This window comes from Corynebacterium oculi (assembly GCF_001412105.1).
In the GTDB taxonomy this organism is placed as follows: domain Bacteria; phylum Actinomycetota; class Actinomycetes; order Mycobacteriales; family Mycobacteriaceae; genus Corynebacterium; species Corynebacterium oculi.
In genome coordinates, this window is record NZ_LKST01000003.1 from 180,914 (window position 1) to 200,601 (window position 19,688).

A 19,688-nucleotide genomic window follows, 5' to 3' on the forward strand; every position below is an offset into this window, starting at 1 on the left:
TACAATTTTGTCTGTACGTGTGGCCGCTTTCCGGGAGGCTGATGATGGCGGTGGCAAAGACGGTGACTTTGTTCTTGATGGACGGCTCACCATCTGGACGGATTAAATCTTCCTTGACTAACTGGATCGGGCGAGTATACCTGATTCCGCGTACCGATCTAGCGAGGAGTAAGAATCGTCCCGAACTCAATCAAACCGGCGTTTATATTCTGCTTGGTACGGATAGTGAGACTGGCGAGGAGAGGGCTTACATCGGTCAAGCGAGGGAACGCAAGAATGGTAATGGTGTATTGGGGAGAGTGGTTGAGCATGTGGGAGAGGAAAAATTAGACTATTTGACGCATGCCATCATGATTATTGCCTCGGATGATTCCCTGGGGCCTACCGAAATATCGTATCTGGAAAACGCTTTTTACCGGCAAGCGGTCGCGGCAGGCAGGGTGTGTACCACAAACGGCAATGATCCGTCGCCCGGAAATGTTACGGAAGAGAAGGAAGCGGAACTCATTGAGTTCATTGAGTTTGCAAAGATCGCTATTCGTTCACTTGGTTATCGTTTGTTTGACCCCGTCGATGAAGCCAAAATAAATTCTAACGAGGCGGCTGAGCCGCTGCTCTACCTCGATGGATCTGGTGCCTCAGGGCGCGGGCGGCAGACCGCTGACGGGTTCATTGTGTTGGCTGGGTTGAAGCTCCGACCGGACATGACTCGTTCTGTCCCGGACGCCGCTAGAGTGAACCGCACGAAATACGCCGAGAGGATCAATTCAGAATATGTTCTTGTGCAGGACACTTTGTTTAGTTCACCGTCAGCGGCCTCTGATTTTCTGACCGGATCATCTACCAGCGGTAAGGCCTTTTGGAAGAACGCTCATGGCGTGACACTGCGTGACTTAGAACAAGAAGAACTTGCACTTTCCTAAATCTTCCTCAACCGCACCCGCTGTACACGATGATCGCTGTCCTTGGTGAGCACCAGGGAGGCACGCACGCGGGTGGGCAGGATGTTTTCCACCAGGTTGGGCAGGTTGATGGATTGCCAGATCTCGCGGGCGGCGTCGGTAGCGGCGGCGTCGTCAAGCTCCGCGAAGTGCCGGAAGTGCGCGCCGGGGCGTCGGAAAGCCCCCTCGCGCATGGTGAGGAAGCGATCGATGTACCACTGCTCGATCACGGAGGTGCGCGCGTCCACGTACACGGAGAAGTCGAAGAGATCGGAGACCATGAGCGTGGGGCCGGTTTGGAGCACGTTGAGCCCCTCAAGGATCAGGATGTCCGGGCGGCGCACCACGTAGTGCTCGTCGGGGACACGGTCGTAGAGGTGGTGGGAGTACACGGGGGCGTGGGCCTCCGGGACCCCGGATTTCACCTCGGTGACAAAGCGCAGCAGGGCGCGGCGGTCATAGGACTCGGGGAAGCCCTTGCGGTTCATCATGCGGCGCTGGCGGAGTTCGGCGGCGGGGTAGAGGAAGCCGTCTGTGGTGACCAGATCCACCTTGGGGTGGGATTCCCAGCGCTGGAGAAGAACCTGGAGCACGCGAGCGGTGGTGGATTTGCCCACGGCCACGGAGCCGGCCAGGCCGATGATGAACGGCGGGTGCTCGTGGCCGCTGGGGGAGCGCTGGGTGCCGTCGAGGAAGGTCTCGGTGGCGTCGCTGAGCTTCTGGCGCGCGGCCACCTGGAGGTGGATGAGGCGGCTGAGCGGCAGATATACCTCCGCCACCTCCGCGAGGTCGATGTTTTCTCCGATGCCGCGCAGCTGTACCACCTCTTCCTCGGTGAGCACCAGGGGCATGGATTGGCGCAGCTGGCCCCACTGGGAGCGATCAAAATCGAGGTAGGGGCTGGCGACGGTGGCACGCGACATGCCCACCATTGTGCCCTGCGTGCATGAAAGAGATGAGCAATGGGCCGGGATACCGCTACACTTTCAGGAGAAGACTCTGCATTCTACGGAAAGGTGGCTCAGGCCGCGATGAGCAAGGACGTGCGCACAACCCCCCTGGCGGAGCTAGACCTGGAGGTCGCGGCGGCGATCTCGGGTGAGTTGAACCGCCAGCGCAGCACCCTGGAAATGATCGCCTCGGAGAACTTTGTGCCGCGCGCGGTGCTGGAGGCACAGGGATCGGTGCTCACCAACAAGTACGCCGAGGGGTATCCGGGCCGCCGCTACTACGGCGGCTGCGAGCACGTGGACGTGATCGAGGACCTCGCGCGGGATCGTGCCACCGCTCTGTTTGGCGCGGAATACGCCAACGTGCAGCCGCACTCCGGGGCGCAGGCCAATGCCGCCGTTTTGCACGCCGCCGCCCGCCCCGGTGATAAGATCATGGGCCTCTCCCTGGCCCACGGCGGGCACCTCACCCACGGCATGAAGATCAATTTCTCCGGGCGCCTCTATGACGTGGTGGCTTATGAGGTGGACCCGGAGACCATGCGCATTGATATGGATCGGGTGCGGGAACTGGCCCTGGAGCACCGCCCCAAGGTGCTCATCGCCGGATGGTCCGCCTACCCGCGCACCATCGACTTCGCGGCCTTCCGATCCATCGCCGACGAGGTGGGGGCCGTGCTGTGGACGGACATGGCGCACTTTGCGGGCCTGGTGGCGGCGGGCCTGCACCCCTCCCCGGTACCGCACTCGGACATCGTTTCGAGCACCGTGCACAAGACCCTGGGCGGGCCGCGCTCTGGCCTGATCCTGGCCAAGGAGGAGTGGGCCAAGAAGCTCAACTCTGCGGTGTTCCCCGGCCAGCAGGGCGGCCCGCTCATGCACGTGGTGGCGGCCAAGGCCACGGCGCTGAAGATCGCCGGGACCGAGGAGTTTAAGGATCGCCAGGCCCGCACCCTGGAGGGCGCGCGCCTGGTGGCCGAGCGCCTGACCGCCGCAGATTGCCGCGAGGCCGGGGTGGACGTGCTCACCGGCGGCACCGACGTCCACCTGGTGCTGGCGGATCTGCGTAACTCCAATCTGGACGGGCAGCAGGCGGAGGATCTGCTGCACCAGGTGGGGATCACCGTGAACCGTAACGCCGTGCCCTTCGATCCGCGCCCGCCGGCAGTGTCCTCGGGCCTGCGCATCGGCACCTCGGCGCTGGCCACCCGGGGCCTGGACGCCACGGCCTTCGAGGAGGTGGCGGACATCATCGGCACCGCCCTGGCGGCGGGCCAGAACGCGGACGTGGAGGCGCTGCGCGCCCGCGTGGGCAAGATCGCCGAGCACTACCCGCTGTACGAGGGCATCGAGGACTGGAAGATGCTGGGCTAGGCTCCCCTCCCCGGCCCCCGGCCGTGGGTGGGGGCAACCTCCGTCCAACCCCCCGCTCCCACACTCGGCGGGGGTTTATTGGATCGAGGGGCGGGCTAGGAAGAGCGCTTGCCGTCTGCTTCCTCTTCCGTGGCACGTCCCTCCGCCAGAGCGGTGCGTTCCCGGCCCAGCCACTCCGGCTGGTGGGCGAGCAGCTCCTTAATCTCCTGGGTGGTGAGCGGCTTGTCCATGTCGTGCCTCTTCAAGGCGGCGATGGTAATGCCCAGCTTTTGGGCCACCACCGGGCGCGGGTGTGGGCCGGTGCGGCGCAGCTCCGCTAGCCACTCGGGAGGGTTGTTCTGTAATTCGCGCAGGCGCGCGTGGGTAATCGCGGTGCCTTGAAACTCCTCCGGTGCGGCGGGCAGGTAAATGCCGAGTTTTTTAGCCGCAGTCTGGGGCTTCATTGCGGTGCCGGAGGGGGTGCGCTGATCCTGATGAGATTCGCTCATGGTGTCTCACGGTAGCATTACCGGCATGTTGCGCCTTGCTTTTGTCACCGGCACGGAACCGGGAAAGTGGTTTGACCGCTTTGCGCAGCGCACCCGGCACGGGGGGATCGAGCCCCGCGATAGCGATGATCCGATGGTCCTGCTGGAATCCGGCGCGGTGGATCTGGCCTTGGTGCGGCTGCCCGATGCCCGGATGACCGAGCGGTATCACCGGGTGGTTCTCTACTCCGAGGCGCGGGGGGTGGCGGTGCCCAAGGAGAGCGTCTTTGCCGAGGTGGGGCAGCCGGTACCGGCGGTGGAGCTGGACGGGGAGATGGTGCAGTATCGCCTGCCGGAGTCCGGGGAGGCGGATGTGGCAGCGGTGCGCGCGGCGCTTCAGGTGGTGGCCGCGAACGTGGGCGTGGTGATAGCCCCTCGGCCGTTGCTGAAGATTCTGAGCCGCAAGCAGGTGGTGCCCCTGGAATTGCTGGACGAGTCCGTGCCGCAGACGAGCATCGCCCTGGTGTGGCTCAAGGAGCGAGACGGCGACGCGATCCAGGACTTTGTGGGCATCGCACGCGGGCGCACCAGCAACTCCTCCCGCCAGGCGGCCCCCAAACGCAGCGCCAGGGAGAAAACCAAGGCCAAACAGGCCAGAAGAGCACAGGATAAGAAGAATGGTGCGCCGGGAACAAGGAAAGCACCGGGCAAGCGCGCGAATCAGCGCAGGAGGAAGCGATGAACAGAACCGTGATCGTGGCTGCGGCGGCGCTGGCGCTGGGAGCGGGCATCCTAAGCGGGTGTACCCCCACGGAGAACGTGGCGGGGACGGCACGCGGCGGCGGCCCCGGAGGTGAACCGAGCGTCTCCGCTTCCTCCCCGGCCCCCACGGAGGGGAAACTGCCCGAGGAAGTGGAGCGCGCCGTGGCCACGGCGGAAAAAGAGGGGGTGGAGGTGGTTGCGGTAACCACGGCGGATAAGCAGCGCTACCTCGTTGAACTCAACGACGGTGTCTCCCTGGTGTACTCCCCGGACACGGGAATGCAGAAGATCAGCGGGAAGATCGCCGGGATCTGGATGGGCGAGGGGGCGCTCAGCGCCCCGGTGGGATTGCCGGTGGCGGCGGAGGAGGCGCTGCCGGAGGAGCGGGGCTGGACGCAGAAGTTCGAGCGCGGCCAGATCTCCTGGGCGCGCGATGAGAAGGATCAATACCAGGTGGAGGTGCAGTCCTAGCGGGGACGTCCGATACGCAAAAAGTTCACCCCGCGTTTAACTGCTATCCATCTTTGCTTTCTACCCTCGGCGGCGTGGTCACCTCGCGCCGGATCAGCCCCCGTCCCAGCCCTTGGGCACGGGGGCTCGTGCGTGTGGTGTTCTTCCTCGTTCCCCATGATCTAAGGAATCGCTCATGCCTGCCCACACCTACGTGATTGATACCTCGGTGCTGCTTTCCGATCCCTTCTGCCTGACCAAGTTCGCAGAGCACCACGTGATCCTGCCGCTGGCGGTGATCTCGGAACTGGAGGCCAAGCGCCAGCACCCGGAGTTGGGTTGGTTTGCGCGCGAGGCCCTGCGCCACCTAGAGGAGCTGCGCGGCACGTATGGGCGGTTGGATAGGCCGGTGCCCGCCAACGCCGAAGGCGGCACGCTGCGGGTGGAACTCAACCACCAGGATCAGTCCGTGCTGCCCACAGCCCTGCGCGGTGAGGGCGGCGACCAGCGTATTCTGGCCTGCGCGCTCCACCTCCAGCAGGAGGGACACGAGGTGACGCTGGTGACCAAGGACGTGCCCCTGCGCGTAAAAGCCGGGGCGATCGGGGTGGACGCGGACGAATACCACGCCCAGGACGTGGTGCTCACCGGCTACTCCGGCATGGGTACGCTGCATGTGCCGGGGGAGCTTATCGACGCCCTCTTTACCCACGGTGAGGTGGAGCTGCCAGAGGGGGAGACGCAGGAGGGCACCCCGGTGCGCGCGCTGCCGCTGCACTGCGGGCTGCGATTACAGGCGGCCACGCAGTCCGCGCTGGCGCGCGTGGCGGTGGGCCGTCTGGTGTTGGTGCCGGGCGATCAGCAGGCCTTTGGCCTCCACGGGCGTTCCGCTGAGCAACGGGTGGCGCTGGCCCTGCTTAACGATCCCGAGGTGGGGATAGTTTCCCTCGGCGGGCGCGCGGGCACGGGAAAGTCCGCCCTGGCTCTGTGCTCGGGCCTAGAGGCGGTATTGGAGCGCCGCGAGCATAAAAAGATCGTGGTATTCCGCCCCCTCTACGCCGTGGGCGGGCAGTCCCTGGGATTTTTGCCCGGCTCGGAGGATGAGAAGATGAATCCCTGGGCCCAGGCGGTGTATGACACGCTCTCGGGGTTGGTTTCCGAGCACGTGGTGGAGGAGATACACGCGCGCGGCCTGCTGGAAGTCCTGCCGCTCACGCACATTCGTGGGCGTAGCCTGCACGATTCCTTCGTGATCGTGGACGAGGCGCAGTCCCTGGAACGCAACGTGCTGCTTACCGTGCTCTCCCGCCTGGGGGCGGGCTCGCGGGTGGTGCTTACTCACGACGTCGCCCAGCGCGATAACCTCCGCGTGGGCCGCCACGACGGCGTGCAGGCGGTGATTGAAAAGCTCAAGGGCCACGAGCTCTTCGCCCACATCACCCTGCACCGCTCGGAACGCTCCGCGATCGCGGAGCTGGTCACAGACCTCCTGGAGGATCGTTAAGGGGAGCGCACGGGCCTCGGTTGCGTGTGGCGGTGGAAAGCGTCACAATCGTCATCATGTCACAAGCCTCCTTTAGGATTAGAGCGTTCGAGGAACGGGACTTCCCGCAGGTGCAGGCCATTTATGAACATGGCCTGGACACGGGGCACGCCACCTATGAACGTAAGGCGCCTACCTGGGAGAAGTTCCGCACCTCCAAGATCATGGAGACCGTCTTTGTAGCGGTGGAGGAGTCCGATGACGCCAAGGTGCTTGGCTGGGTTTCGGCCGCACCCGTTTCTTCCCGCCAGGTGTTTAGCGGGGTGGTGGAGGATTCCATCTACATCGGCCCGGAGGCCAGGGGGCGCGGCATCGCCGGGGCGCTGCTCGATCACCTGGTGGACACCTGCACCAAACTGGGCAAGTGGGCCATTCACTCCTGGATCTTCCCGGAGAACGAGGGCTCGGCCAAGCTGCACGAATCCCGAGGCTTTGACAAGGTGGGCACCTATCACCACCTGGCCAAGATGCCCTACGGGGAGATGGCCGGGCAGTGGCGAGACACCGATGTCTGGGAAAAGCTCCTGCCCAAGCCCGAGATAGCGGTGGAGGATCTGCCCGATAACTAACCACGCCAGTTTTCCGGCGGGGCTGGTTTTTCGCCTTGAAGAGGAACCAGCCCCGCTTTTTGTGTGGGTTATGCGGGGTCGTTTCTCGTTATGCGGTTGGCGCGATTCTGCGCGGTCGCTGCGGCTTTATCCACCGAAGCGGGATGCCGTCTGCGCCTCGGCGATGATTGCGTTATTTCTCGTCCACCTCACGTGGTTAGGGCGGGGCGGGGGCTTGTGTGCCGTGTTAGGAGATTGTTTCTTTCAATTTATCTTCTTTGACCCATATCAGCACCGCCGAGCAGAGCACCGCCAGTGGCATGAGTAGTAGGAAAATGGGGGTAAGGGCGTCATTATAGCTGACCTCGATGGCCTGGCGCAGGGGTTCCGGGAGGGTGGAGAGTGTGCCGGGGGTGAGGTGTGCGGTGTTATCGCCGCTGAGGGAGTCTGCGCCGGGGAGGTTGCGTTGTAGCTGGGTGGTGAGGTTGCCCACGAAGAGGCCGCCTACCAGGGCGGAGCCCACTGAGCCGCCGATTTGTCGGAAGAAGTTGTTGGTGGCGGTTACCGTGCCTACCATTGCCACGGGGAAGGAGTTTTGGACGATGAGCACTAGGATCTGCATGGAGCATCCCATGCCGAAGCCGAAGAGGAACATGTACAGGCCTATGATCACCAGCGAGGTATCGGCTTCTAGGGTGGATAGTAGTGTCATGGCCACGGAGACTATGAGTAGGCCCGCGATGGGGAAGGCTTTGTAGCGTCCGAATGCGGATACGAGGTTGCCTACGATGATGGAGGTGCCCATCAGGCCTACCATCATGCACAGCAGCATGAGGCCCGCGCGGGTGGGGGACATGCCGTGCACCATCTGGAGGTAGGTGGGGAGGTAGGCCAGGGAGCCGAACATGAATATGCCGATGCCGAAGCCTGCCGTGGTGGTGAGTACGAAGTTGCGGTTTTTGAACAATCCCAGGGGAACCAACGGGTCGTGGGCGCGGTTTTCCACGAAGATGAACAGCGCTCCTATTACCACGGCGGTGGCGATCAGGGAGAGGATCATTGGGGAGTCCCAGGCGTATTCGTTGCCACCCCAGGTGACAAAGAGCACCAGCGCGGCGGTGGCGATGGACATGGTGACCATCCCCAGCCAGTCAAAGCGCAGGCGCTTGGGCTTGGGCGGCAGTTGCAGGAGAAAGAAGATGGCCACGATGGCCAGCAGGCCCATCGGAACGTTGAGCCACAGCCCCCAGCGCCAGCCCACGCCGTCGGTAAACCAACCGCCCAGGATGGGGCCGAGCACGGCGGAGATGCCGAACACGGAACCCATCACGCCCATGTACTTGCCGCGCTCGCGCGGCGTGGTCACCTCCGCGGTGATTGCCTGGGAGAGGATCATCATGCCACCACCGGCGATGCCCTGGAGCACGCGCGCCACGATGAGCACGCTCATGGATTGGGCGAGGCCACCGAGAAGGGAGCCGAGCACGAAGAGGGCGTTGGCAAATAGGAAAAGCCCCTTGCGGCCGATCTGATCGCCGAGCTTGCCAAAGATCGGCAGTGCGATGGTCTGGCCGAGCAGGAAGCCCGTGATCACCCAGGTCATGTGGTTGACCCCACCCAGCTCGCCCACGATGGTGGGCAGGGCGGTGGAAAAGATCATCTGCCCGAGCGAACTCATCAGCATGGCGAGCATGAGCGCGCCGATGATCCAGGGTAGGCGCTGCTTGTGTTCAGGGTGCTGTTCGCGTGGTGTTTCTTGGCTGGTCATCATTCCTTCTCTATCGCTGTTAAATCAGTCAGTGCGCCGTGAATATCGCTGCGTAGTGCTTCCACGGTGTTCTCATCGCCGTTCATCCACCGGCGCATCCCCAGTTGCATGGAGGCCCCGGCGAGGGTGACCACCGCGTGCGCCTCCCGCTCGGCAGGGCCGCTCAGCCGACGCCGCTGCGGCTGCTCCTTCAGGTATTGGGTGACCATCCTGGCCACCTCCTGGTGGATCTCGTGGGATTGGGCAAACCGGGCATAAAAGATCTCCGGGTGTGCCTGGCGTATCGCTTTGCGACGCCGCAGCAGCTGGCCGTCCTGTTCGGCCACGAAGGCGTCGAAAAGCGTATCGACGACCGCCGCCACCAGATTCGGGTGCTCGGTGCGGAGGAAGCGGTGGCGGGCCTCGGGCGGGGGAAGGCGTGCCGGGCGGCCAAAGATGGCGATCTCTTTGGACTCCACGTAGTTGAAAAAGGTGCGGCGGGATACCTCGGCGGCGGAGCAGATGTCTTCCACCGTCACGGACTCGTAGCCGCGCTCGCAGACCAGGCGGGTGGCGTGATCCTCGATGGCATGGAGTGTGGCGCGGCGTTTCTTCTTCCGGAGGGAGGTTCTTTCTTCCTTCACGGGACGTAAACGTATCTTAAAAATGCACTTCGTGCAAAATTGCACCTGGTGTACCCGGTGGCGACCCCTGCACGAGATTCCGGCTAACCGCTGTGTCCTGCGTTTTCCTCTTGACGGCTTACGCCGAGGCTGAGGAGGAAAGACCTGCGCGAATTGATTCCGCCGAGGAACTGCGGCAGATCGCGCAGCGGTATGAGGTGAGCCGGGGGCTGTACGCCGGGATACTGCCACGGGAAAGAGCGCCGAAGAACTCGTGCCGTATTCTCCCGCGCTGGAGAATCGCGCGGGCGGTATCGCGAGGGGGAAAGCGGCGATAAATCGGGAATAGACCTGCGCTTTGGGGTTCGTGGCGATACTGCAATCATCACCACCCAGGAGGCGGCGAAACAACCAAGCGGCACCCCCTGGTACAGGGAGTGCCGCTCTTTTGGGAAAATGGGGGTGGTACTAGCGCCTATCCCGATCCGTATTGGCCATCGCCAGCACGTCCAGGCGCTTATCCAGCTCCTCCTCGGTGAGGTTCTCGCCGTCCACAAAACCGAGGTCAATCACGGCCGCGCGGATGGTGATCCCCTTGGCCAGGGCGTGCTTGGCCACCTTGGCGGCGGCCTCATAGCCGATGGCGGAGTTCAGCGGGGTGACGATGGAGGGGGAGGACTCCGCCAGCGTCTTCATGCGCTCCTCGTTCGGCTCAATGCCGTCCACCAGGCGCTCGGCGAACACACGCGCGGTGTTGGCCAGCAGGCGGGAGGACTCCAGCACATTGCGAGCCATCATCGGAATGAACACGTTGAGCTCAAACTGCCCCTGGGTGCCGCCGAAGGCGATGGCGGCATCGTTGCCGATCACCTGCGCGGAAACCTGGGTGGCCGTCTCGCACAGCACCGGGTTCACCTTGCCCGGCATGATGGAGGAACCCGGCTGGAGATCGGGCAGGCGGATCTCCGCCAGGCCGGTCAGGGGGCCGGAGCCCATCAGGCGAATATCGTTGGCGATCTTGTACAGGGAGACCGCCACGGTGCGCATGGCCCCGGAGTATTCCACCAGGGCGTCGCGCGCGGCCTGGGCCTCAAAGTGATCGCGGGCCTCGCGCAGCTCGTCCAGGCCGGTGAGCGTGCGCAGTTCCTCGGTGACCTTGGCCCCAAAGTCCGCAGAGGTATTAATCCCGGTTCCGGCGGCGGTGCCGCCGATGGCCAGTTCGCCGAGGCGGGGCAGGGTGGACTCCACGCGCTCGATGCCGGCCTCGATCTGGCGGGCGTAGCCGCCGAACTCCTGGCCCAGGGTCACGGGAACGGCGTCCATGAGGTGCGTGCGCCCGGACTTGACCACGGCCTTCCACTCGGCGGCCTTGGCGGCCAGAGAATCGCGCAGCACCTTGAGCGCTGGAATGAGATCCTTCACGGCGGCCTCGGTGGCGGCCACGTGGGTGGCGGTGGGGAAGGTGTCGTTGGAGGACTGCCCCCTGTTCACGTGGTCGTTGGGGTGTACCTCCACGCCGGCGACCTTGGCCAGGGAGGCGATGACCTCGTTGGTGTTCATGTTGGAGGAGGTGCCGGAACCGGTCTGGAACACGTCGATGGGGAACTGATCGTCGTGCTTGCCTGCCGCGATCTCCTTGGCGGCGGCGACGATGGCATCGGCCTTTTCGGCGTCGAGGGCCCCGGAATCCTTGTTCACCTGGGCGCAGGCGGCCTTGAGCAGGCCCATCGCGCGGATCTGGGCGGCCTCCAGGCCGCGTCCGGAGATGGGGAAGTTCTCCACGGCGCGCTGGGTCTGGGCGCGCCACAGGGCATCCACGGGCACCTTGACCTCGCCCATGGTGTCATGCTCAATGCGGTATTCGGTCATTGCTATCACCTTTACTTAGTGCGTGCGTTAGTCCATATTCCAGTATGGCGCATAAGCGCCACCGGGGTAGGTGTGATCCTTACCTCAGGCCTGTGTGGGGTCGTTCTCAGAGGCCGGAGAGGTAGTCGACGGCGGAGTACTCCTGGAGCTTGGAGAGTTGGTGGCGCGACTCGATGTAGCGCAGGGTGCCGGACTTGGATCGCATGACCAGGGAGCGGGTGGTGGCGCCGTTGCTGCGGTAGGTCACCCCGCGCAGCATGTCACCATTGGTCACGCCGGTGGCGGCAAAGTAGCAGTTATCCGAGCGCACCAGGTCATTAGTGCCCAGCACCTGGCCCAACTTGTGCCCGGCGGCGATCGCGCAGCTCTTCTCCTCGTCGTTGCGCGGGGCGAGCATGCCCTGGATCTCCCCGCCCATGCACTTCATGGCGCAGGCGGTGATGATGCCCTCCGGGGTGCCCCCGGTGCCCATCATGATGTCCACCGAGTTGGTGACATCGTCCTGGGCGGCGGCCACGGCCCCGGCCACATCGCCGTCGGAGATAAGGCGCACCTTGGCTCCGGCGCGTCGGATCTCCGCGATGAGGTCGGTGTGCCGGGGGCGATCCAGCACCACCACGGTGACCTGGGAGGGGTGCAGGCCCTTGGCCTTGGCCACGGCGTTGATGTTGTGGCCCACGGGGGCCTCGATGTCGATTTTCCCGGCGGCCTCGGGGCCCACCGCGATCTTGCGCATGTAGAACACCTCGGAGGGATCGTACATGGAGCCTCGCTCGGCGGCGGCGATCACGGAGATGGCGTTGGGGCGGCCCTCGGCCATGAGGGTGGTGCCGTCCACGGGGTCTACGGCGATGTCCACCTCCGCGCCGAAGCCGGTGCCCACGTGCTCGCCGTTGAAGAGCATGGGAGCCTCGTCTTTTTCACCCTCGCCGATGACCACCACGCCGTTCATGTTCACGGAGTTGATGAGCTCGCGCATGGCATCCACGGCGGCACCGTCGCCCTCGTTCTTCATGCCGCGGCCCACCCACCGGCCGGAGGCGAGCGCTGCCGCCTCAGTCACCCGGACCAGTTCCATGGCGAGGTTGCGATCAGGCACCTCGATGTTCTTCTGGTTTTCTGGACGGCTTTCATTCATCTGTACTGCGGCCTCCTGTGGGGCAATGTACTACCAAGGAACCCCTACATTGTTGCACTGTGGGGGCCGGGGGTAGACATATTGCACCCATATGAGGGTAATGCCGCGTACTTTTCCTGCGTTTTCTGGGGTTGGGGCCGTGCGGGGTGCAGGCGAGATCCGCGCGAGTGGTGGCGCGGCGAGCGGCGGCGTGGGTTTCAGCGGGCCACGGGCTAATGCGATACTGGGGCGCGTGGCAGAAAAACCAAGGCTCTTCCAGGACAGCCGAGACATGATGCTCTCCCTCGGTGCCATCGTGGTGATGATGGTGGTGGGGGTGGGCGCCACGGGCCTGTGTTCCTTCGATCCCGGCAACCCGGAGAACGGCCCGGTGCCCACAGCGGACGCCTCGGCGTTTTTGCACATGGAGGCCGCCGGTGCCTCCTTCCCGGTGCGCCTGCCGGAGGTGCCCGAGGGGTGGACGGCCAACTCCGCGCGCCGCTCCCTGCTGGGCGGCCAGCCCGCGCCGGTGGTGGGGTACATCACCGATAAGGAGGGGTACCTGCAACTCAGCCAGACCGACCTGCCCCTGGCCGAGGCGGTGCGCGGTTATGACGGCGAGGTGCGCGACCGCGAGCGGGCTATCGACGTCGCGGGCACGCCTGTGGAGGTGTACACCTCGCCGGATCGGGAGGTGCGCGATCTCTGGGCGGCCGATCTGGGGGACGCGCGCCTGCTCATCAGCGGCGCGGCCACCGAGGAGGAGTTCCGCACCCTGATCGAGGCCACGGCCAAGGCTCAGCCGTTGAGATCGGTATCGGGGGCCGTGGGGGCTTCGGCAGCAGAAGAGGAACCGCGCTGAGCCAGCGCCTCCTCCACCTTGGCCGAGGCGCGGGCGAGGTGCTCCTCGCAGCGGGCGGCCAGGGCCTCGCCGCGCTCCCAGTAGGCCAGTGATTCGTCGAGGCCCATCTGCCCGAGTTCGAGGATCTTGACTACCTCCACCAGCTCGTCGCGGGCCTGCTCATAGCTCAGGGTGGAGACCTCGGGGAGTTCGGCGGCCTGGCCGCTGCCAAAGGTATTGGGATTACTCATCGTGTTTTTGCTCCTAGTTCGCGGGGGTGGTGGACATGCCGGCGGCGGTGATGGAGCCGTCGGCCACGCGGATACGCAGCTGGCTGCCGGGGGGAGACTGCTCGATGGTGGTGACCACCTGGGCCTCGGAGCCGTCGCGGGGAAGAACCTGCACCACGGCGTAGCCGCGCGCCAGCGTGGCCGAGGGGCCTAGTGCGGAGACCTGGGCGCGCAGCGCCGCCACCCGGGAGCGCTCCGCGTCCAACAGGTGCGTCACGTCCCGGCGCATGGTGCCTAAGGCGCGTTGGATCTCCTCGCGGCGGTGGGTGATGGGGGTCGCAGGGTCGGCCAGCACCGGCCGCGAGCGCACCTGGTGCAGGCGTTCTTGCTCCCGACGCACCCACGCGCGCAGCGCCCCGGCCGAGCGCGCGCGCAGCTCCGCGAGCAGGGCGCGCTGCTCCGCCACGTCCGGCACCACGCGCTTGGCGGCGTCCGTGGGGGTGGCGGCGCGCAGATCCGCCACGTTATCGAGCACCGGGGTATCCGGCTCGTGCCCGATGGCAGAGACCACCGGGGTTGTTGCGGCGGCTACCGCGCGCTGCAAGGCCTCCTCGGAGAAGGGCAGCAGATCCTCCACGGAGCCGCCGCCTCGGGCGATGATGATGACGTCCACCTCGGGGTCGGCGTCGAGGTCACGCAGCGCCTCAATAATTTCGGGCACCGCGCTTGCCCCCTGCACGGCGGTATTGATGACCCGGAAGTCCACCTCGGGCCAGCGATCACGGGCCACGGAGAGAACGTCGCGCTCCGCAGCGGAGCCGCGCCCGGTAATCAGGCCCACGCGGTTGGGCAGGAAGGGCAGGGGGTGCTTGCGGGAGGCGTCGAAAAGCCCCTCGGCGGCCAGGGCGCGGCGCAGGTGCTCGATGCGGGCCAGGAGCTCGCCCACGCCCACGTGGCGGATCTCCGTGGCCCAGAGGGAAAAAGAACCGCGCCCGGCATAAAAGGCGGGCTTGCCGTACACCACCACGCGGTCGCCGTCCTTGAGGGGAGAGGGGGCGTCGCGCAGCAGGGAGGTGGGGCAGGTGAGCTGGACGGAGGCTTCCGCCTGGGTATCGCGCAGGGTGAGGTAGGAGAGCTTCCAGGTGGGCTTCATGTTCACCTGGGTGAGTTGCCCCTCCACCCAGATATGGCCCAGGCGCTCGATCCAGCCCTTGACCATTGCATTGACCTCGCGCACCGGCAGCGGCGCCTGGGCGGTGGTGACGGTTTTAGCCATGCGTTCCCCTATGGTGGCGGACAGATGCTCACCTAGTCTATGCCCGTGAACCCCGCTTTGGATACTGTGGTCACCATGACCGCGACCATGACAGACGGAGACAAAAAGGTGCTGCTCGCCGCCCCGCGCGGCTACTGCGCGGGCGTGGACCGTGCCGTGGAAACGGTGGAGCGCGCCCTAGAAAAGTACGGTGCCCCCGTCTACGTGCGCAAAGAGATCGTGCATAACCGCTATGTGGTGGATACCCTCTCCGAGCGCGGAGCCATCTTCGTGGACCAGACCGACGAGGTACCCGAGGGCTCCCACCTCGTCTTTTCCGCCCACGGGGTGAGCCCCCAGGTGCGTGGGGAGGCCAAGGGGCTACAGCTTAAGACCCTCGACGCCACCTGCCCCCTGGTGACCAAGGTGCACAACGAGGTCAAGCGCTTTGCCCGCGACGGCTACCACATCCTGCTCATCGGCCACGAGGGCCACGAGGAGGTGGAGGGCACCGCAGGCGAGGCCCCCGAGGTCACGCACCTGGTGGACGGGCTCGACGGCGTGGACACTCTCCCGGACTTCCTGGACGGGGAAAAACTCATCTGGCTCTCCCAGACCACCCTCTCCGTGGACGAGACCATGCAGATTCGCGAGAAACTCCACCAGCGCTTCCCGCACCTCCAGGACCCGCCGAGCGACGATATTTGCTACGCCACCCAGAACCGCCAGGTGGCCGTCAAGGCGATCGCGCAGCGCTGCCAACTGATGATCGTGGTGGGCTCGCAGAACTCCTCCAACTCCAAACGCCTGGTGGAGGTGGCCCTCCAACACGGAACCCAGGCCGCCTACCTGATCGACTACGCCAACCAGATCGAGGACTCCTGGTTTGACGGCGTGGACACCGTGGGCGTGACCTCCGGGGCGTCCGTGCCCGAGATCCTGGTGCGCGAGGTGGTGGAATCCCTGGCACAGCGCGGGTACACCTCCGTGGAGGAGATCACCACCGCCAGCGAGAAGATCACCTTTGCCCTGCCGAGGGATCTGCGGCCGGCGCGGACGTAGGCTGCTGCCACAGGCTGCTTTTATAGGCGGTTGTGTAGGCCCTGGTGGGGGTGGGCCCTGCGGGGGTGGTTGTGTGGCCGGTGGGGTGCTCGGGCGTCACACAATGGCGGGGAATGGTGCTTTATTTGGGCCTGGGGCTGGAGTGAATCACTCCCGTCACACGGTGGCGAAGAAAAAACACCCACCCTGGCATTCATGCATGTGTTTATGCCGTGCTTATGCCGGGGTGGGTGCTTTAGCGATCCCGCTGCGGAGGGGTGCGCCGTGAGCTGGGATAACTATCCCGGGGCTGGCCCGGATAGGGGGTTCGGCGCTGCTCGCTGCGGGCCTCGTGGCGGCCGTGGGGTTGCTGACGCGGCTGCTGGTGGGAATGAGGCGTGGCAGGACGCGGCCGGGAGGAGACCCGGGCCCGCTCGGAAGGCCAGGGGGAACCTGAGGATTCCTCCGGCGGAGCCGCCGTGCGCGGTGGGTGTTGAATGGGGGCGCTATATCGGACACGGCGGGCGGCGGAGGCGGAGTTGAGCCTACTGACAGTCTCCTGGTTGCGCTGTTCGGCCTTGGCGGTACGACGCCGCAACTCCCGCTCCTTCTTTTCCATCTCCGCCGCCCGACGGCGCAACAGAGAGATGCGCAAAAAGGCAATGGCGGCGCTGCCCAGGGTGACAAAAAAGAGTACCGGGAAGAGCTGAAGCAACGGGTACACCGCAGTGACCAGCGCGGTGGTGGACAACCCGGAGATATTGGGGCTGAGCGCACGCCCGTTGAACCAGGAGGTGAGCACCGTGACCGCCGCAAAGGAAAGCGGAATAGAGGCCACCGTGATAAAGAGGCCGCGCACCTCCGTCAGCAGCGCCACCACCAGGCTGGCCAACACAAAGAGAATGATGTACGGCGCGCCGATGGTGTGGTTGAGCATACTCAGCAGCAACCCCGTGAGGAGGGCGGCCACCATGATCGACACACCCGACCACGTGGGCAGCCCGGCGGCAAGTTTGCCGGGGGCGGTACGTGCTTGATGGGTCATATGAGACACGTCGATCAATCTTAGCGCGCCGTTACGTCAGCAGAACTGTGATACTGGGTGCGTAGCTCCCAGCCGCTCTCCACACTCATCTCGCCCACAGCGGCCCCCTCCTTGGTGACAAAGGGGACGTCGCTTAGCGCCTTCTCGCCCGAGCGCAGCATGGTGATGTCCTGGAGATAGCGGAAAGCCACCGCAAACATCGCGGCGGCGGGCACAGCGAGGAACGCGCCAACGATCCCGAAGATGCTGCCGCCGATGGTCACGGAAACCAAGATAATCACCGGATGCAGGTTCATCGCGCGCGATTGCAAGATAGGGGAGAGGATATTGCCCTCCAACTGCTGCACCGCCACCACCACAACCAAGGTAGCCACCGCCTGCGGCACGCCCAGAGACACCAAGGCGATGAGCACCGCCAGCGCGCCGGCGGTGAACGCACCGATGATGGGAATAAAACCCGCCACGAAGGTAATCACGGCCAAAGCGAGGGCCATGGGTACCCCGATGATGATCAGGCCCAGGCCGATGAAGATCGCGTCCACCAGGGATACCAACGCCTGCGCCCGGATAAAACCACCCAGGGTGCGCCAGGCGCGCGTCAGCAACTCCGTGGCGTGCCACCCCTGGCGCTGCCCCGCGATGCCGCGCACCCACGGCAGGAAACGGTGGCCGTCCTTGAGGAAGAAGAACGTGAGCACCAGCACCACACCCAGGGTGACGGCTATCGACGTCACGGTGGACACACCCGAGAGTATCCCGCCTGCGATGGCCCCGGCCTGCTCCTGGAGCCAGGTGGCGGCCTCATTGATCACCACGTCCAACTCCGAGGAACCGATGTTCAGCGGGGGTTGCTCCAGCCAGAGGCGCAGGCGCTGGATGCCGTCGAAGGCCTGAAGATACAGCACCCCGGACTGGCGCACAATGTCTGGTGCAATGAACACAAAGACCGCGCTGATGAGCAGGAAAAAGGAAAGCAGCGTGAGCAGGGCCGCTAAGGCTGCGGGCACGCGGTGGCGGCGCAGCCAATTGGTGGGGCCAGAGAGCACGGTACACACGATGATCGCCAGGATCACCGGGAGGATGCCCTGCCAGAACTCCCGCAGAATGATGGACCCCACAAAGGCCGTGGCCACGATGATGAGCACCCGCAGGCACAGCCGGGCGGTGGTGCGCAGAGAATCGCTGATGATGACGGAGCGATCCACCGGGGGCGGGCCCTGCACCTGCGGAGACTCCTCGGTGGACTGGGCTGCCGGGTCTGCTTGCGTTGCTTCCTCATCCGTCACAGGAGCCATTTTGCCCGATGGGGGTAGGGCGGGGCTAGTGGTTTTCTGTTCGAATGGCTGTGGTGTGGGCATGTGTGGGTGCTTGTTGGGTTGTGCTTTGGGGGTTCTTAGTGTGTTTGGGTGGTGGGGCTGTAAGACTGTGGGCTTGGGGGTGGTGCTGAGGTGCTGCGGCGTCGTGACGTTGCGGTGTGAGCCGTGGCGTGGTTAGCGGGCGATCTTGAGGGCGCTCTGAACGAGCGTGGCTTGCAGCGGCAGGCGCAGCAGGGAGATCGCGGCCTTAGTACGAGACTGCGGAACCCACTGACGGGCCATCTCGATATTGCCGGGGAACACCGCCACGAACAGCGCGGCTGCCGCCTTAGCGGCGTGCTTGCGGGTGGCGGGATAGGCGAGGCCTGCGGCGACGGCCAGTTCCGCCGTACCGCTGAGGTAGGTGGCCCGACGGGCGGAACCCGGCACCCAGCCGGGCACGATCTGATCGAAAGGCTGAGGCTTGAGGAAATGGAGGATGCCTGCACCTGCGAGAATGGCGGTGAGGGCGGGGCTGGAGAGCGTGAGGCTCATCGGGTTGCTCATAGTGTTGAGGTTACTCGGGGGTAGGGAATGATCGTAGGATGGGGAAAATGAAAGAAGAGTTCCAGGAACTTTTGGAATCCGCTGCGCGGCTTCAATCTGTTATCCCCGATGCCGTGCTAGTTGGTGGAACGGCGGCAGCGCCCCACGCTGGTCACAGATTTTCCCAAGACCACGATCACGTGGTGCGTGATCTGAAAAATAGGTATCGGGCCTTGGACGATGCCCTAGCGACTATGCCGGAGTGGAGAAAATCCTCGCGCGCTTCACGTCCACCTATGACGATCATGGGAACGCTGGACGGGTTTCAAGCAGGTCTGAGGAATCTGCGTAGGGAAAAAGCCCTGGAGGTAGAACAAGTAGTCCTGCCCAGCGGTAGTACGGTGGTGGTTCCCACTTTGCCGGAGACGTTAAGAATCAAGGCGTACTTGGTGATGTCGCGTAATCAAGTGCGCGATTACCTTGATGTGGCGGCGTTGGGAAATGCTTTGGGGATTGCACAAGTCGGGCATGTTTTGTGTGAGCTGGATCATTATTACGGGGCAGGCAGCAGTACGGGAGCACCGGTGCTGACGGAGACACTAGCACTGCTATTCCACCCTGATCCGCGAGATGCGGGCGTAATTGACGATATACCTGGGTACAAGGGGATCGACCCGAAGTGGAACTGGGAACGAGTGATAGCGGTGTGTAAGAAGATCGCGGAGGCGGCCTCATGATCGACCCGCTGATGTTCCGCAACAGTGTGAGCAAACCGAGCGACCCCATCGAAACATGGGGCACGGAGGTATATAACGCCGTGTTGGATTATGGCGGGATAGAGGACTGGCGGCCTTTCTTTGCAGCCATCCGGGCCGAGCCTCATGGGGAGGTAGCACAGCGCATGGAACGGCTCGTGGCACGGCGGCCCTGGGATGGGGTATCTGCGGCGTTCACCGTGGTGACTAAGAAAGCGCGGGGCGACGCCGACGCCTTCACCCAGCCCTGGCACCCGCTGGAGGTGCTGGAACCGGACGTGTGAGCCAG

Annotated in this window: 21 protein-coding genes; 10 read left to right on the forward strand and 11 right to left on the reverse strand. The window is 64.6% G+C overall.

Annotated features, from left to right (window positions below; genetic code table 11):
- The first annotated feature begins 41 nt into the window (after window positions 1–41).
- The gene (locus Cocul_RS08320) at window positions 42–923 is read left to right on the forward strand and encodes a GIY-YIG nuclease family protein (protein ID WP_245622173.1); all 882 of its coding nucleotides are present in this window, start codon (window positions 42–44) and stop codon (window positions 921–923) included.
- On the opposite strand, the gene coaA is transcribed toward Cocul_RS08320, so the two are convergent.
- Window positions 920–1,864: a type I pantothenate kinase gene (coaA, locus tag Cocul_RS08325; protein WP_055123074.1), complete on the reverse strand. Its 945-nt coding sequence runs from the start codon at window positions 1,862–1,864 to the stop codon at window positions 920–922. The genes Cocul_RS08320 and coaA overlap by 4 nt on opposite strands.
- Before the next feature lie 108 nt (window positions 1,865–1,972).
- Here coaA and glyA point away from each other — a divergent pair, with 108 nt between their 5' ends.
- On the forward strand, window positions 1,973–3,265 hold the full coding sequence (gene glyA, locus Cocul_RS08330; RefSeq protein ID WP_055122826.1) for a serine hydroxymethyltransferase: 1,293 nt from the start codon (window positions 1,973–1,975) through the stop codon (window positions 3,263–3,265).
- Between the two features lie 95 nt (window positions 3,266–3,360).
- Here the strand turns inward: glyA and Cocul_RS08335 are convergent, their stop codons facing one another.
- On the reverse strand, window positions 3,361–3,753 hold the full coding sequence (locus Cocul_RS08335) for a DUF5997 family protein (RefSeq protein WP_055122827.1): 393 nt from the start codon (window positions 3,751–3,753) through the stop codon (window positions 3,361–3,363).
- 25 nt (window positions 3,754–3,778) lie between these two features.
- Between Cocul_RS08335 and Cocul_RS08340 the strand changes: the two genes are divergently transcribed.
- The 4 genes from Cocul_RS08340 (at window position 3,779) to Cocul_RS08355 (ending at window position 7,056) form a co-directional block, all read left to right on the forward strand.
- Window positions 3,779–4,474, forward strand: a complete 696-nt coding sequence (locus Cocul_RS08340) for a LysR family transcriptional regulator substrate-binding protein (protein WP_055123075.1) — start codon at window positions 3,779–3,781, stop codon at window positions 4,472–4,474.
- Entirely contained in the window at window positions 4,471–4,965 is a 495-nt protein-coding gene (locus Cocul_RS08345; protein WP_055122828.1) for an LGFP repeat-containing protein, read from the forward strand. Before Cocul_RS08340 ends, Cocul_RS08345 begins: the two co-directional genes overlap by 4 nt.
- 175 nt (window positions 4,966–5,140) lie before the next feature.
- Window positions 5,141–6,448, forward strand: a complete 1,308-nt coding sequence (phoH2, locus tag Cocul_RS08350) for an RNA 5'-3' helicase PhoH2 (RefSeq protein ID WP_055122829.1) — start codon at window positions 5,141–5,143, stop codon at window positions 6,446–6,448.
- 56 nt (window positions 6,449–6,504) lie between these two features.
- Window positions 6,505–7,056, forward strand: coding sequence for a GNAT family N-acetyltransferase (locus Cocul_RS08355; RefSeq protein WP_055123076.1), 552 nt, complete (start codon window positions 6,505–6,507; stop codon window positions 7,054–7,056).
- 226 nt (window positions 7,057–7,282) lie between these two features.
- On the opposite strand, the gene Cocul_RS08360 is transcribed toward Cocul_RS08355, so the two are convergent.
- From Cocul_RS08360 to glpX, 4 genes are all read right to left on the reverse strand, one after another.
- The gene (locus tag Cocul_RS08360; RefSeq protein WP_055122830.1) at window positions 7,283–8,803 is read right to left on the reverse strand and encodes an MDR family MFS transporter; all 1,521 of its coding nucleotides are present in this window, start codon (window positions 8,801–8,803) and stop codon (window positions 7,283–7,285) included.
- Complete coding sequence (locus Cocul_RS12500) at window positions 8,803–9,426, reverse strand: TetR/AcrR family transcriptional regulator (RefSeq protein ID WP_055122831.1); 624 nt, start codon at window positions 9,424–9,426, stop codon at window positions 8,803–8,805. The genes Cocul_RS08360 and Cocul_RS12500 overlap by 1 nt, the downstream gene beginning before the upstream one ends.
- 447 nt (window positions 9,427–9,873) lie before the next feature.
- Window positions 9,874–11,274: a class II fumarate hydratase gene (locus Cocul_RS08370; protein ID WP_055122832.1), complete on the reverse strand. Its 1,401-nt coding sequence runs from the start codon at window positions 11,272–11,274 to the stop codon at window positions 9,874–9,876.
- A 106-nt stretch (window positions 11,275–11,380) separates the two neighbouring features.
- Window positions 11,381–12,412: a class II fructose-bisphosphatase gene (gene glpX / locus Cocul_RS08375; protein ID WP_055122833.1), complete on the reverse strand. Its 1,032-nt coding sequence runs from the start codon at window positions 12,410–12,412 to the stop codon at window positions 11,381–11,383.
- Between the two features lie 232 nt (window positions 12,413–12,644).
- Between glpX and Cocul_RS08380 the strand changes: the two genes are divergently transcribed.
- Window positions 12,645–13,253: a DUF4245 domain-containing protein gene (locus Cocul_RS08380; protein WP_281176083.1), complete on the forward strand. Its 609-nt coding sequence runs from the start codon at window positions 12,645–12,647 to the stop codon at window positions 13,251–13,253.
- Here Cocul_RS08380 and Cocul_RS08385 read toward each other — a convergent pair.
- Window positions 13,190–13,483, reverse strand: a complete 294-nt coding sequence (locus Cocul_RS08385; RefSeq protein WP_055122835.1) for an exodeoxyribonuclease VII small subunit — start codon at window positions 13,481–13,483, stop codon at window positions 13,190–13,192. The two genes, Cocul_RS08380 and Cocul_RS08385, sit on opposite strands and share 64 nt — an antisense overlap.
- Before the next feature lie 13 nt (window positions 13,484–13,496).
- Entirely contained in the window at window positions 13,497–14,738 is a 1,242-nt protein-coding gene (xseA, locus tag Cocul_RS08390) for an exodeoxyribonuclease VII large subunit (RefSeq protein ID WP_055122836.1), read from the reverse strand.
- An 87-nt stretch (window positions 14,739–14,825) separates the two neighbouring features.
- On the opposite strand from xseA, the gene Cocul_RS08395 reads away from it, so the two are divergent.
- On the forward strand, window positions 14,826–15,779 hold the full coding sequence (locus Cocul_RS08395) for a 4-hydroxy-3-methylbut-2-enyl diphosphate reductase (RefSeq protein WP_425388787.1): 954 nt from the start codon (window positions 14,826–14,828) through the stop codon (window positions 15,777–15,779).
- A 235-nt stretch (window positions 15,780–16,014) separates the two neighbouring features.
- Here the strand turns inward: Cocul_RS08395 and Cocul_RS08400 are convergent, their stop codons facing one another.
- The 3 genes from Cocul_RS08400 to Cocul_RS08410 form a co-directional block, all read right to left on the reverse strand.
- Window positions 16,015–16,803 (reverse strand): DUF6542 domain-containing protein, encoded by a 789-nt coding sequence (locus Cocul_RS08400; protein WP_342669520.1) that lies wholly within the window; start codon window positions 16,801–16,803, stop codon window positions 16,015–16,017.
- A gap of 20 nt (window positions 16,804–16,823) precedes the next feature.
- The gene (locus Cocul_RS08405; protein ID WP_425388784.1) at window positions 16,824–18,098 is read right to left on the reverse strand and encodes an AI-2E family transporter; all 1,275 of its coding nucleotides are present in this window, start codon (window positions 18,096–18,098) and stop codon (window positions 16,824–16,826) included.
- Window positions 18,099–18,293: 195 nt separating this feature from the next.
- Window positions 18,294–18,665 (reverse strand): DoxX family protein, encoded by a 372-nt coding sequence (locus tag Cocul_RS08410; RefSeq protein WP_245622175.1) that lies wholly within the window; start codon window positions 18,663–18,665, stop codon window positions 18,294–18,296.
- A gap of 47 nt (window positions 18,666–18,712) precedes the next feature.
- Here Cocul_RS08410 and Cocul_RS08415 point away from each other — a divergent pair, with 47 nt between their 5' ends.
- Both Cocul_RS08415 and Cocul_RS08420 read left to right on the forward strand, forming a co-directional pair.
- Window positions 18,713–19,381: a hypothetical protein gene (locus Cocul_RS08415; RefSeq protein ID WP_055123078.1), complete on the forward strand. Its 669-nt coding sequence runs from the start codon at window positions 18,713–18,715 to the stop codon at window positions 19,379–19,381.
- Window positions 19,378–19,683 (forward strand): hypothetical protein, encoded by a 306-nt coding sequence (locus Cocul_RS08420; protein WP_055122840.1) that lies wholly within the window; start codon window positions 19,378–19,380, stop codon window positions 19,681–19,683. Before Cocul_RS08415 ends, Cocul_RS08420 begins: the two co-directional genes overlap by 4 nt.
- The last annotated feature ends 5 nt before the right edge of the window (window positions 19,684–19,688 follow it).